Origin of the sequence: Rhodomicrobium lacus, from assembly GCF_003992725.1 — a bacterium.
Lineage (GTDB): Bacteria > Pseudomonadota > Alphaproteobacteria > Rhizobiales > Rhodomicrobiaceae > Rhodomicrobium > Rhodomicrobium lacus.
Map to the genome: position 1 here is coordinate 288,476 of NZ_RZNF01000012.1, position 12,683 is coordinate 301,158.

A 12,683-nucleotide genomic window follows, 5' to 3' on the forward strand; every position below is an offset into this window, starting at 1 on the left:
CGATAATCAAACCGTGCGGGGCTTGCAGGAAGCCGACCGCAGTTTTGATTTTTCGCAATTTTCTTGACGGCGATACGATTGCCTGCGTCCGAGCCCCTTACATCGGCGGTTGCACGGCCATTTCCAATGGCCGAACGAAACGCGCGTTCCCTACGTTTCGAGCAAGGCGTGCGCGGCGAAAAAGGCGGCCTCGGCGGCCAGAAGTCCGACCGCGAGCCTGCGTCCGGACAGCCCGAAGGCGGCAAGCCCGGCGCCGAACGCGATGAAACGCACCGCATCGCCGACGCCCGCGAGCGCACCCGTGGGCGAAAGCAGCATGCGCGCGATGAGCGCGGCGACCAGCGCCGTCGACACGTCCTTCACCCACACGATCACCGCACTGTCCGGGTCGACGCCGCGAGACAGGAACACGCCTGCAAACCGCCATATGTCGCTCGCCGCCGTCCCGACGATGGCGAATGAAAGCCAGATCCATGTGCTGTCGTGCATCGCGGCTGCCTTTACGCTTTCCCTGCGCGCAACACCTTGCGCCGGAACAGCAGGAACGAGACGGTTCCGCCGACAAGCCCGCTCAGCACGAGGTCGAGGCTCGGCACGAGCCACATGAACACGGGCGCGAGGCAAAAGCCGATGAGGATCGGCGCGAAGTCGGCCGCGGCGCGCGCGTTGGCGGAAAGCCCCATGAGGAAATAGACGGGTGTGAGGAAGATCAGCGACGCAGCCACGATGGGCGGAAGGCGGTCGGCGATGAGATAGCCCGCCACCGTGCCAAGCGTGCTCACGCCCACCAGCATCGTCGTGAGGCCGAAATAGAAGGGTAGCCGAAGCCCGCGCGGTAGGAACGGCACCCGCCGCATGCTCTCGATCCAGAGCGTCACCGATACGAAATGCGAGGCGAAATAATCGACGGGCCGCGTCCCTCGCCCCGCACGCAGATAGGGTACGAGCGCGATTGTCATCGGCAGCAGGCGCACGCCCGTGAAAGAGACCGCCAGCGCCGCGGTCCAGAGCGGCATGCCGCGCCCGATCTGGTCGACGAGCATCACCTGCCCCGGCAGCGCATACATGAAAATGGTGGTGTAAAGCGAGAAGGTGAGGCCCACGCCATTGCCGTGGCACAGCACGCCGAAGCCCACGAAGGAAAGGCAGAGCACGGCGGCGGGCGCCCGGGCGGCATCGCGAAACGCCATGCGGAAACCGGTTTCAGTGCGTGTCATCTGGGGTGGTGTTCGCCGGCGCGGCGACGGTTGGGGAGCAAAGCAATCTGGCCTCAAGAGACGGCCGAAGCGGCCATGAACGTTCGAGCGTTATCGCTTCTGATGCGCTCGAAAGCACGCTCAAAAACGCCGGGTCGTGCCCCGCGCGGGAGCCAGTCAGGCGTTGGCGGCAGCGAGGCGACCCTGCAAACAAGCCGGAGGCACATGGGCATGCCGAGGAGCCGCCGTTGCGATATCGTTCCATAAAGACTTTGTGAGACTTTGTTACTTCATTGTCCTCGATACAGCGGCTAAAGTGAGAATACAGACTAGGGAAAATAAACCCTTGGCAACAACATGTTGAAGGAGACTTCATATGGCTAGGCTTAATTTCTCCGAGTGGGCGGCAATTGCATTGGCCACGGGACTGACGCTGATCCCGCTGGTTCCTTATGCTGGCTGACAGTCCGTCAGCACTTCGCCAATCAGACAAGAGTAACCTCCACAAGGCCGTAGAGCTTTCGCTCTGCGGCCTTCGTGTATTCGCGATTTTTTGAAACCCGGGTTTGGTAGGGCCGTGTCCTTCCTGCGGTCAGTCGGCATCGATCTACCCGGAAAAGCTGAACGGCCTTCAACTCAACGGACGGCGTCGTGGTGTGCACCCGATTCGCGGCATGGCGATAGAACGCTGGCCGGGGTTGCCGACCGCCAAGCCCACGGCCTTCACATATGAAACGCCGGGCGCAGGTCTGCGCTCCGGCGTTTTTTCCTCTCGAACGCCGCGAAACCCGCAGCGACTTTCACTCGATCAGGCTGCGCCCTTCGGCAACAAAGCCGGGCCATCGCCGTCGCCCGCCTCGGCATCTTCGATCTTGACCGGCGGCTTCGTCTCGATGACCTCGAAGGCCAGCGTCCTGTTGCCGTCCTTGGGCTCGACAACGACGCGCACCGTCCCGCCGCTTTCGAGCTTGCCGAACAGAAGTTCCTCGGCCAGCGGCTTCTTGATGCTCTCCTGAATGACGCGGGCAAGGGGCCGTGCGCCGTAATGTTCGTCGTAGCCGTGTTCGGCGAGCCACTCCATGGCTTCTGGCGTCAGTTCGATGACCACGTTGCGGTCCGCGAGCTGCGCTTCGAGCTGGAATATGAACTTCTCCACCACCTTGCCGATCATCTCGCGCGAGAGGCGGGCGAACGGGATAACGGCATCGAGGCGGTTGCGGAACTCCGGCGAGAACATGCGTCTGATCGCCTCCTCGTCTTCGCCCACGCGCTGCTGGCTGCCGAAGCCGATGGCGGGCTTCGCCATGTCGGCCGCGCCCGCGTTCGTGGTCATGATGAGCACGACGTTGCGGAAATCGACCTGCTTGCCGTTATGGTCGGTGAGCTTGCCGTGGTCCATCACCTGAAGCAGCACGTTGAACAGGTCCGGGTGCGCTTTCTCGATCTCGTCGAGGAGAAGCACGCAATGCGGATTCTGGTCCACGCCGTCCGTCAACAGGCCGCCCTGATCGAAGCCGACATAGCCGGGAGGCGCGCCGATGAGCCGGGACACCGTGTGCCGCTCCATGTACTCCGACATGTCGAAGCGCAGAATCTGCACGCCGAGCAGGCTCGCGAGCTGGCGGGCCACTTCCGTCTTGCCGACGCCCGTCGGGCCGGAGAACAGATACGAGCCGATTGGCTTTTCCGCATCGCGAAGGCCAGCGCGGGCGAGCTTGATCGCGGCGGCAAGCGCGTGGATCGCCTGATCCTGACCGAACACGACGCGCTTCAGATCGCCTTCGAGGTTGCGGAGCAGCTCCGTGTCGGTCTTGGACACCGTCTTGGGCGGGATGCGCGCCATGGTGGCCACGGTCGCTTCCACTTCCTTCACGCCGATGGTGCGCTTGCGCTTCGAGGGCGGCAGCAACATCTGCGACGCGCCGGTTTCGTCGATCACGTCGATCGCCTTGTCGGGCAGCTTCCGGTCGTGGATGTACTTCGCGGAAAGCTCAACCGCCGCCTTGATCGCCTGGTTCGTGTATTTGATGTTGTGGAAGTCCTCGAAGTAAGGCTTGAGCCCCTTCATGATTTCCACCGCATCTTCCACGGTCGGCTCGGCAACGTCGATCTTCTGGAAGCGCCGCACGAGCGCGCGGTCCTTCTCGAAGTGCTGGCGATATTCCTTGTAAGTGGTCGAGCCGATGCAGCGCAGCACGCCGGATTGCAGCGCGGGCTTCAGCAGGTTCGACGCATCCATCGCACCGCCCGAAGTCGCGCCCGCGCCGATCACGGTGTGGATCTCATCGATGAACAGGATCGCGCCCGGATAGGCCTCGATCTCCTTCATCACCGCCTTGAGGCGCTCCTCGAAGTCGCCGCGATAGCGTGTCCCCGCAAGCAGCGTGCCCATGTCGAGGGAGAACACCGTCGCGTTGGCGAGCACCTGCGGCACCTCGCCGCGCACGATCTTGCGCGCGAGGCCTTCGGCGATGGCGGTCTTGCCCACGCCCGGATCGCCCACATAAAGGGGGTTGTTCTTGGACCGGCGGCAGAGAACCTGAATGGTGCGTTCGATTTCCTTGTCGCGCCCGATCAGGGGATCGATGCGGCCGTCCTTTGCCTTCTGATTGAGGTTGACGCAATAGGCTTCGAGCGCATCGGTCGAACGCTTCTTGTCATCGGAGCCGTCGACCGTCGTCGCATCGTCCTCGACGCCGCGCACCCCGCGCGGTTCGGACATGCCGGCCCGCTTCGAAATGCCGTGGCTGATGAAGTTCACGGCGTCGAACCGCGTCATGTCCTGCTCCTGCAGGAAATAGGCGGCGTTGCTCTCGCGCTCGGCGAAGACTGCGACGAGCACGTTCGCGCCCGTCACTTCTTCGCGGCCCGAAGACTGCACATGCACGACAGCGCGATGGATCACGCGCTGAAAGCTCGCGGTCGGCTGCGCCTCGCCGTCCTGGTCTAGGACGAGGTTGTTCAGCTCCTTGTCGAGAAATTCGGTAAGTTTGGCCCTGAGCCGCTCCACATCGACATTGCAGGCTCTAAGGACGGAAGACGCGTCGCGGTCATCCAGCAGCGAAAGGAGCAGGTGTTCCAGCGTTGCGTATTCGTGATGCCGCTCGTTGGCGTATTCGATAGCGCGGTGGAGCGACTCTTCCAGGCTGTTTGAGAATGATGGCACTGCCGCACCTACTCCTTTTCCATAGTGCACTGAAGGGGATGCTGATGCTGGCGCGCGAAATTCATCACCTGGGTGACTTTCGTCTCAGCAACTTCGTAGGTATAAACGCCGCAGATCCCGACGCCTTTCTGATGAACATGCATCATGATGCGCGTGGCCTCCTCGCGCGGCTTGTTGAAGAACCGTTCAAGCACGTAGACGACGAATTCCATCGGCGTGTAGTCGTCGTTGAGGAGGAGAACCTTGTAGAGGCTCGGTCGTTTCGTCTTGGGACGAGTTTTTGTTACGACACCTGTTTTCAGGCCGTTGTCGTCCTTGAAACCGTTATTGCCCGCCATCGCAGCAACCATTCGAGACCCTATCGGAAGCCTGAACGTTTCAAGCGTCTGCCATTCTGCCTGACGCCTCCATAACGCGCGCGGAAACGAGGCCATCACCTTGCATCATCCCGTTTATCGGTTTCGTCTGTCAAGGCCCCCGAAGCCCGGCGCCACATCGAATATATGTGCTCCCCTTCACACATTGGAAGGGCGGCACCTTGTTCATCACGCAGCGGTGTTTCCAAACACTCAAGAATGCCGTCGGCCCGATCGAAATGCCACGCCCCACGTCTGGAATGGGTAAGACCGAATTAATGCCCGCGCAGGTATAGCAAGCTGAACGAACAACCTTGCATTGAGGTTGATCGCTCACGCGACGCCTTGACGCGGCGCCTTGCTGAAGACACGTTTCTGGGGTTTCACACCGCCGTGGTTCGAAATTTGCGTTTTCAATTTCCGTGGCAAAATAGGGGCTTGGCACCGGCTGAGGGGCCTCGGGTCGACATGGCATGCGCCGGTGCGCCCTTGCGTGGGACGCTTCTTTGCGCGCTCGCGGCCTTTCTCTTCCTCGCGCTTTCCAGTCCCGCCGATGCTCGCCGCAGAGCCGCCAGAGCGCCGTCTTACTCTCCGGCGAGTTCCGCCATGGTGGTCGACTTCCACACCGGGCGTATTCTCATCTCGAAGAACCCAACCGATCCGCGCTTCCCGGCGTCCGTCACCAAGGTGATGACGCTCTATCTGCTGTTCGACGCGCTCCGCGACGGCAAGCTCGCCATGAACACCAGGCTGCGCGTTTCGAGCTACGCCGCCTCGCAGTCGCCGACCAAGCTCGGCCTCGATCCCGGCGACACAATCACGGTTTCCGACGCCATCGGCGCCATCGTCACCAAGTCGGCGAACGACATGGCTGTCGTCGTTGCCGAAGCGCTGGCGGGCAGCGAGGAGGAATTCGCCCGCCGCATGACGCAGAAGGCGCGCACCATCGGCATGCTCAACACGACGTTCCGCAACGCGTCCGGCCTGCCGAATTCCGAACAGCGGACCACGGCGCAGGATCTCGTCATCCTCGCCCGCTCGGTGTTGACCGACTACCCCGAGCGGTCCCGCGTCTTCTCGACGAAATATTTCCAGTATGGCGGCGAAATCTACCGCAACCACAACACCATGCTGTTTTCATATGACGGCATGGAAGGCATGAAGACGGGCTTCACCTCGGCGTCGGGTTTCAATCTTCTTGCCACCGCGCGACGCGGAGAGAAGAGGCTCATCGCGGTGGTGCTGGGCGGATCGTCCGCCAGCGTGCGAAACGCCGCCATGCGCAATATCCTTGACGCTTCATGGCCGAAAGCCATGACATTCACCGCCGCGAAGAACGCGGGGGCGCTCGTGTCGTCTTTCGCGCCGAAACAATTCGCTCAAACCTCGCCGCAGAAACCTTCGACGGCGGCCGATCGCAAGAGCGAGAGCCGCGCACCGGAACCGCAGCGTGTCGCGTCCGCCGAGCCCGCCGCGAAGGAACCTGCTCCGGCTGCGGCCGCGCAATCGGGCGGCACGGGGCATCTGAGGCGCGTGTCGCGCCTACCCACCGCCGAACTTCAGCTCAAGCGCAAGCCCGACAGCACTTCGAACGCAATTCTTTTCTCGTCGCTCGAAAACGGCCTTGCCGTGCGCGCCACCCGCGAGCCCGCCGAGACATCAGACACCGCCACGGACGAGCCCGAGGAGGCGACGGGCCGCGCGATGGTCGATCATGGCGCGACGGCCTCCGGCGCGAAGCAGGTGGCCGTCACCGTCACTTTTCCCGCTCCCGGTGAAAAATTGCCGAAGAACATGTCGGTCCACAACAAGACAGTCCGGCTTCCCGAGGTTGCGCCTCTCGCCGCTGCCGCCGTCCAGACCGACGGAGAGGCTGCGGAAACCGCCCCTTATTCATCGCCTCGGTTGGCTTCGGCTCAAGTTACGCTTGCGTCGACTGCCGCGCCTGAACCTCGAACCATCGCCACCGCGGAAGCGACAGGCGCACGCGAGGCGATGAATCAGCCCGGCCCTTATCATGTGCAGGTGGGCGCGTTCCCCGACCACTCGCAGGCGCAACTCAGGCTTGAAAGCGTGCGGCAAGCGCTGGGGCCGGCCTTCTGCAAGTCGCATCCCGACTTCATCATGCCGGTTTCGCTGTCGAGCGGCGCGACGATGTTCCGCGCCCGCTTCGCCCGCTTCGACGACGAGGCACAGGCGAAATCGGTGTGCCAGAAGCTCAAGCGTTCCGGCATCGAGTGCATGAATGTCCGTGCGCCGTAACCTGTTCGCTCCAGGCGTCCCGCTGGAGCGCGGCATGGCGGGACTGCTGGCAGGACGCACCACGAGGCAAGAGATAGAGCGCACCTTCTGATTTAGAAAAAACGGGGAAGCTCAAGCTCAAGGCAGGCGGGCAGTCGCCTCGCGTTCTAGGCCACCCCTCCGCGCGAGGCTGCCGCGTCGTGTGGGCGCGACGCGGTGAAATCCTGGTCGCGTCAAATCGAGTCCGATTTAAACGCACGCCGATCCAGGCCGGATGACGCCCCCGGCGAGCAGCACGTCAAGCAAGAGGCGTTGGCTGCAACAACGTCTCCGCTCAATGTGCGAAGGAGTTCGAGCGGTCGGCCTGCGAGCGACTGATCAGGCCGCTAGCCTGCTCCGCTCATGATGGCCGCCCCCAGCACCTCGCGCAGATCGGCGCTATCGGTCGGACAACCCGCCGCGCCGCCTCAGCGAGGCCCGTGCAAAGTCAGCGAGACTTCGACCGGCGCCGCCGATCACTCAGCATTTCGGCTCGCAGCACTGCGGCTGCGACGGAGCCGGAACCCAGCGCGCGCCCTCGGGCTGCACGGCCACACGCTCACGGGAGAACGCGATATAGGGCCGCTGGAAATGGGCATAGTTCTTGTAGGGACGCAGCAGCACGCGCCGCTCGGTCAGCGCAACCGCATCGGGCGTCACCCGCTCGGCCCAGCGGTGTCCCCGACGCACGAGCACCTGCTTTTCGACGAGAAATTCCTGAGGCGGGACGCGCACACGGCAAACGGCGGCCTGACCGCCCACGCACTGCTCGCGCCAGATGGAACCGCCGGGCTTTCTGACACGCACGGTCACCGTCTTGTATACGGGCGGGGTCTCGTGCCACACGACAGCGCCGGCGACGGCAACCTGTTGCTGTATCACCCCATGCTGGCCCGGCCGACGGCTCACCTCGTAAACGCCCGGTTCCACCACATCCCGGCGGATGAAGGTTCGATGGACGGGCCGGAGCGGCGCCTGAACATAGCACTCCGCCCCCGCGTTTTCCGGCACGGCGACCGTCAGCACCGACAGACCGGCGAGCCCGAAGCACAAAACCCGCGTCCAGTTTTTCCTTGCAGCCGACCGCATGATTCGTCCCCGCTAAAAATTCCAACAGGAATCTATAGACACGGTTTGGGTAAATATCACGTGCCGAAAATCGATAATTTCGTTCCTATGGCCGAGCCGCAACAGCACTTTGCGCACCGGAGCCCCCGGACACGCTACATCCGGGGGCCTCTTCTGCGGGAATTTACGTGTGGGAGTGTGCGTCCCCGTTCACCTTCGTCAGGCTTGGGAACCACCCCTGGAAAGTGGAATCGAATTCGTGATAGTTGCAGGTGATTTCCTCGCCCACCGCGATGTCGCGGATGGCGTAGCCCAGATCGGCATCGGTGAAGTCGGTGTTGGGCGTCTCGCTATGATTCATGAAACGGCCGTTGTCCGCTTCAAGAACCCAGATTCCCTTCCTGGTCATATGCGGGTAGGAGTAGCGCTGAATGAAATCCTGCATATGGGCTGGCAATTCTTCGATGTCGGCCTCGGTGAAGAAAACGTCGAACTTCGGCTCCAGCCGCCAGATCACGTCTCCTTTCTTGATTGGTTCGGCAGCATAAATGCCTACTCCCTCGATCGCACTGTTCGAGAGATAGGTGCGGACAAGCATCATGGTTTGATTTCCCAAGTATTGTGTGAGGTTGGTTGCTTTTCGAGCCTGAACGGCTATGCGCTGGTTACTTCGCGCTTCACGGCCTTCTGGCGACCTAGGCCGCGAAGGAGGCAGTCTTCTCTCACATGTGCTTTTTCAACATCCTTCAGAGGATTGGAAATAGCGCTTGATCCGGTTGCCGAAGACAACACAGGGTGCCGATGATTGCGCCAAACATTGTCATTTGCAACAAGCTTAATGTCGATATTTACGAAGGTTTGGGACTGCGTGTGAAAATCCGACTCGACCATCTTCTGGTCCGGCGCGAACTGGCGGAAACGCGCTCGAAGGCGCAGGACATGATCCGCCGGGGCGTTGTCCGCGTGCGCGGACGAACCGACGTCAAACCGGGACTCGAAGTCTCTGAAGACGAACACGTTGAAGTGCTTGAAAAGATGCCGTATGTCGCGCGGAGCGCCCTCAAGCTCGCAGCGGCACTCGACGCATTCGGCCTGTCTCCGCACGGGCGAAACTGCCTCGATGTCGGCGCCTCGACCGGCGGCTTCACCGAGGTGCTGCTTGAGAGGGGTGCAACCCGCGTCCATGCGGTGGATGTGGGCCGCGATCAGCTCCATGCGTCTCTGCGTCAAAATGTCCGGGTCGTGTCGATGGAAGCGCAGGACGCGCGCACTCTTATCCCGGCGCACTTCGATGCGCCGATCGAAGCCGTGACCTGCGACGTGAGTTTCATCTCGCTCGAAAAGGTGCTGCCCGCGGTGCTGCCGCTCGCCGCGCCCGGCGCGTGGCTCGTAGCGCTGGTCAAGCCGCAATTCGAGGTCGGCCGCGACGGCGTCGGCAAGGGCGGCATCGTGAAGGACGAAAGCCTGCGGCGCGCGGCGGTGGAGCGCGTCACGGCATGCATCGAGGCGGAAGGCTGGCGCGCGATTGGCGCCATCGCCTCGCCGATCAAGGGACAGGACGGCAATGAAGAAACACTCGTCGCAGCCTCGCGCGAGCGATAGCCCGCCGAACCGCGCGGAAGCGGTGACGCTCGCCGTCGAGACCATGGGCGCGCAGGGCGACGGCCTCGCGCGGGTCGGCGGCACCGCTGTGCACATTCCTTTCGCGTTGCCGGGCGAAGTCGTGCGTGCAGAGGTGGGCGCGGACAAAAATCGGCTCATCGCGGTGGAAGCCGCAAGCCCGGAGCGGATCGCGCCCGTATGCCGCCATTTCGGCGTCTGCGGAGGATGCGCGCTCCAGCATTGGGCAGCGGCGCCCTATGACGCCTGGAAAGCCGGACTTGTGGAAGCGGCGCTCGCTCACGCCCGCGTCCGCGCGCCGTCAGTCGAGCCGCTGAAGACCTACCCCGTTTCGAGCCGCCGCCGCGCCGTTTTTACCGCCCGCAAGGAGGATGGCGCGCTTCGTCTCGGCTTTAACGCGTCGCGCAGTCACGATCTCGTCGACATAGAGGAATGTCCCATCCTGCTGCCACGGATCGCCGCCGCGCTTCCGCGATTTCGCGCGGGGCTCAAGGGCGCGATGGCCGAGCGCGGCGAAGCGAAGATCCACGTCACCGCCGCAGATAACGGGCTCGACGTCGCCATCGCCGGGCCCCGCCTTCAGACGAGCGCCCGGCACGCGATCGAGGCTGAACTTCAGGCGGCCGGCGCGATCCGGGCCGCATGGAATGGCGAAGCGATCTTCATCAACGCCCCGCCGCGGGTCGCCGCCGGGCCTGCGCGCGTGTTGCTGCCCGAAGGCGCGTTTCTGCAAGCGGTCGAGGCGTGCGAGCGCGACATGGCTGCCTTCGCGGTCGAAGCGCTCGACGCGGCGGGAGCGGCAAAGGGGCCGGTATGCGACCTTTTCGCGGGCCTCGGCGCCTTCACCTTTCCGGTGGCGACACGCGCGCCTATCACCGCCTGCGAAGACAATGCTGCCGCCGTTGCCGCGCTGTCCCTTGCCGCGAAAGAGGCGAAGGGCCTCAAGCCCGTGAAGGCGGTCGGCCGCGATCTGTTTCGCAATCCGCTCGGCTTTCAGGAGTTGAACGCTTTCGCAGCCGCCGTGCTCGATCCGCCGCGCGAGGGAGCCGAGACGCAGGCGCGCGCGCTTGCGCAGTCGAAAATTCCTGCCGTCGTGATGCTGTCGTGCAATCCCGCCTCCTTGGCGCGTGATGCTGCCATTCTTGCGGAAGGCGGGTTCGAATTGACGCGGCTCGCGGCCTTCGATCAGTTTCGCTATTCGGCACATGTGGAGGTCGCAGCGCTTTTCCGCCGCCCACGCACAAAAAAGGGCAGGCTTGCGCCCGCCCTTCGCTGAGGCCGTGAGGCGCGGGGCGGCCTTACGCAGCCGCCTCCACCTTGCGAGCCGCATCGCCCTCGATCACGCGGGGCTGGGGAGCGCCCTTCGTGATCTGGATCGTGCGCGGCTTCATGGCCTCAGGCAATTCGCGCTTCAGATCGACATGCAGAAGTCCGTTCTCAAGCGCGGCACCAGACACCTCGACGTAATCGGCAAGCCGGAAACGGCGCTCGAAATTGCGCGCGGCGATGCCCTGATGAATGTAGGCCCGGTTGGCGGCTTCACCTTTCTTTTCGCCGCGGATGGTAAGAGTACCCTCCTTCACGTCGATAGAGAGGTCGTTCTCACCGAAACCGGCGACTGCCATGGTAACGCGATAGACATTCTCGCCCAGACGTTCGATGTTGTAGGGCGGAAAGCCGCCTTCGCTTTCGAGACCAGAGAGCTGGTCAAGCACATTGGCAAGGTGATCGAAGCCGATCGCGGACTTATACAGGGGGGATAGATCAAGACGACGCATGTGTTTTCTCCTTATCAAGCGAGAAGTTTCCTCCGCCTTAAAGGCCGGAGTTTAGGTTTGCAGCCGACTGGCCTGCACCCATAAATTTATTTCGGACATCTTCGCTGTCAAGGGGTGCTTGAGCAGCGCAGTGCGCATGCGGTAGAGTTTTTCCACGAACAGCAAGGACCGCCCGTACATGGCGACTAAGGCGCCCTCACTCTCGGCCGAATTGGCCGGAATCACCCGCAATCCCGTCCCTGGCGGCGCCATCTGCGGCACCTTCCCCACGCGCGACGGCTTGCAGATCCGCTATGCGCGGTGGGACACGACGGCGGAGCGGCGCATCGGCACGGTCTGTCTTTTCCACGGCCGCACGGAGTTCATCGAGAAATATTTCGAGACCATCGGCGACCTGCGCCGCAGGGGCTTCGCCGTCGCGACCATGGACTGGCGCGGACAGGGCGGCTCATCGCGCATGCTGAGGAACCGCTCCAAGGGACACGTCGAGAACTTCGCGCAGTTCGACGACGACGTTCGCCGCTTCATGTCGGGCATCGTGCTGCCCGATTGCCCGCCGCCCTATTACTGCCTCGCGCATTCGATGGGCGGACATCTCGTGCTGCGTCTCGCTCAGACGAAGGTGTGCTGGTGGGATCGCATCGTTCTTACCGCGCCGATGATCGATTTCGCACAGACCGAAAAGCGCAAGGGAGGCATCGGCGCTGCGGCGGAAGCGCTGACGCTGCTGGGCTTCGGCGACAGTTTCATACCCGGCGGGAAGGACAAGCTTTGGGAGCGTGCGCCGTTCGAGGGCAACCCGCTGACGTCGGATCGACTTCGATACGAGCGCGCGCAGGACGTGCTCCGCGCCGCCCCGGAGCTTGGCATCGGCGCGCCGACCATCGGCTGGGTGCAGGCCGCGTGCGCTTCTATCGCGACGCTCGCCTCGACCGCCTTCATGGAGAGCATCCGCGTGCCGACCCTCATGCTCGCGGCCGGCAACGATCAAATCGTGTCCAACGCCGCCATGGAGCGTTTCGCGAGCCGCGTGAAGAACTGCCGCCTCATCGTGATTCCGGGCGCGCATCATGAGATCCTCATGGAGCGCGATCAGCTTCGTGGACAATTCTGGGCCGCATTCGATGCCTACATTCCCGGCTCGACGCTGCTTCCACGACGGCTGGAACAAGCTGAAATCGCTCTGTGACCTTTGCCGACGATGGGACGCTGTCCAGTC

At 63.1% G+C, this 12,683-nt stretch carries 11 protein-coding genes; 4 read left to right on the top strand and 7 right to left on the bottom strand.

Annotation, left to right across the window (positions count from 1 at the left end):
• Positions 1-150: 150 nt before the first annotated feature.
• The 4 genes from EK416_RS10760 to clpS form a co-directional block, all read right to left on the bottom strand.
• Complete coding sequence (locus EK416_RS10760; protein WP_127077494.1) at positions 151-489, bottom strand: AzlD domain-containing protein; 339 nt, start codon at positions 487-489, stop codon at positions 151-153.
• 11 nt (positions 490-500) lie between these two features.
• Positions 501-1,217, bottom strand: coding sequence for an AzlC family ABC transporter permease (locus EK416_RS10765; RefSeq protein WP_127077495.1), 717 nt, complete (start codon positions 1,215-1,217; stop codon positions 501-503).
• A gap of 787 nt (positions 1,218-2,004) precedes the next feature.
• Positions 2,005-4,362 (bottom strand): ATP-dependent Clp protease ATP-binding subunit ClpA, encoded by a 2,358-nt coding sequence (clpA, locus tag EK416_RS10770; protein ID WP_127077496.1) that lies wholly within the window; start codon positions 4,360-4,362, stop codon positions 2,005-2,007.
• Between the two features lie 8 nt (positions 4,363-4,370).
• Complete coding sequence (gene clpS, locus EK416_RS10775; protein ID WP_245434022.1) at positions 4,371-4,712, bottom strand: ATP-dependent Clp protease adapter ClpS; 342 nt, start codon at positions 4,710-4,712, stop codon at positions 4,371-4,373.
• A 474-nt stretch (positions 4,713-5,186) separates the two neighbouring features.
• Between clpS and EK416_RS10780 the strand changes: the two genes are divergently transcribed.
• Positions 5,187-6,980: a D-alanyl-D-alanine carboxypeptidase gene (locus tag EK416_RS10780; RefSeq protein WP_127077497.1), complete on the top strand. Its 1,794-nt coding sequence runs from the start codon at positions 5,187-5,189 to the stop codon at positions 6,978-6,980.
• A 498-nt stretch (positions 6,981-7,478) separates the two neighbouring features.
• Here the strand turns inward: EK416_RS10780 and EK416_RS10785 are convergent, their stop codons facing one another.
• Together EK416_RS10785 and EK416_RS10790 are read right to left on the bottom strand one after the other, a co-directional pair.
• Positions 7,479-8,087 carry a hypothetical protein gene (locus EK416_RS10785; protein ID WP_127077498.1) on the bottom strand — a complete coding sequence of 203 codons (609 nt, stop codon included), beginning with the start codon at positions 8,085-8,087 and terminating at the stop codon, positions 7,479-7,481.
• Between the two features lie 163 nt (positions 8,088-8,250).
• Entirely contained in the window at positions 8,251-8,667 is a 417-nt protein-coding gene (locus EK416_RS10790; protein ID WP_127077499.1) for an SET domain-containing protein, read from the bottom strand.
• A 200-nt stretch (positions 8,668-8,867) separates the two neighbouring features.
• Here EK416_RS10790 and EK416_RS10795 point away from each other — a divergent pair, with 200 nt between their 5' ends.
• A complete protein-coding gene (locus EK416_RS10795) occupies positions 8,868-9,668 on the top strand; it encodes a TlyA family RNA methyltransferase (protein ID WP_127077500.1) in 801 nt (266 codons plus the stop codon).
• Complete coding sequence (locus EK416_RS10800) at positions 9,631-10,962, top strand: class I SAM-dependent RNA methyltransferase (protein WP_127077501.1); 1,332 nt, start codon at positions 9,631-9,633, stop codon at positions 10,960-10,962. The genes EK416_RS10795 and EK416_RS10800 overlap by 38 nt, the downstream gene beginning before the upstream one ends.
• A gap of 22 nt (positions 10,963-10,984) precedes the next feature.
• On the opposite strand, the gene EK416_RS10805 is transcribed toward EK416_RS10800, so the two are convergent.
• Positions 10,985-11,464 (bottom strand): Hsp20 family protein, encoded by a 480-nt coding sequence (locus EK416_RS10805; protein ID WP_127077502.1) that lies wholly within the window; start codon positions 11,462-11,464, stop codon positions 10,985-10,987.
• A gap of 178 nt (positions 11,465-11,642) precedes the next feature.
• On the opposite strand from EK416_RS10805, the gene EK416_RS10810 reads away from it, so the two are divergent.
• Positions 11,643-12,653, top strand: a complete 1,011-nt coding sequence (locus EK416_RS10810; protein WP_127077503.1) for an alpha/beta fold hydrolase — start codon at positions 11,643-11,645, stop codon at positions 12,651-12,653.
• The last annotated feature ends 30 nt before the right edge of the window (positions 12,654-12,683 follow it).

Bases quoted from the DNA above. Each gene is read 5' to 3' on its own strand.
- EK416_RS10805 (WP_127077502.1), bottom strand. From the start codon at position 11,464: ATGCGTCGTCTTGATCTATCCCCCCTGTATAAGTCCGCGATCGGCTTC.
- EK416_RS10785 (WP_127077498.1), bottom strand. From the start codon at position 8,087: ATGCGGTCGGCTGCAAGGAAAAACTGGACGCGGGTTTTGTGCTTCGGG.
- clpS (WP_245434022.1), bottom strand. From the start codon at position 4,712: ATGGTTGCTGCGATGGCGGGCAATAACGGTTTCAAGGACGACAACGGC.
- EK416_RS10810 (WP_127077503.1), top strand. From the start codon at position 11,643: ATGGCGACTAAGGCGCCCTCACTCTCGGCCGAATTGGCCGGAATCACC.
- EK416_RS10790 (WP_127077499.1), bottom strand. From the start codon at position 8,667: ATGATGCTTGTCCGCACCTATCTCTCGAACAGTGCGATCGAGGGAGTA.
- EK416_RS10765 (WP_127077495.1), bottom strand. From the start codon at position 1,217: ATGACACGCACTGAAACCGGTTTCCGCATGGCGTTTCGCGATGCCGCC.
- EK416_RS10795 (WP_127077500.1), top strand. From the start codon at position 8,868: ATGATTGCGCCAAACATTGTCATTTGCAACAAGCTTAATGTCGATATT.
- EK416_RS10760 (WP_127077494.1), bottom strand. From the start codon at position 489: ATGCACGACAGCACATGGATCTGGCTTTCATTCGCCATCGTCGGGACG.
- EK416_RS10780 (WP_127077497.1), top strand. From the start codon at position 5,187: ATGGCATGCGCCGGTGCGCCCTTGCGTGGGACGCTTCTTTGCGCGCTC.
- EK416_RS10800 (WP_127077501.1), top strand. From the start codon at position 9,631: ATGAAGAAACACTCGTCGCAGCCTCGCGCGAGCGATAGCCCGCCGAAC.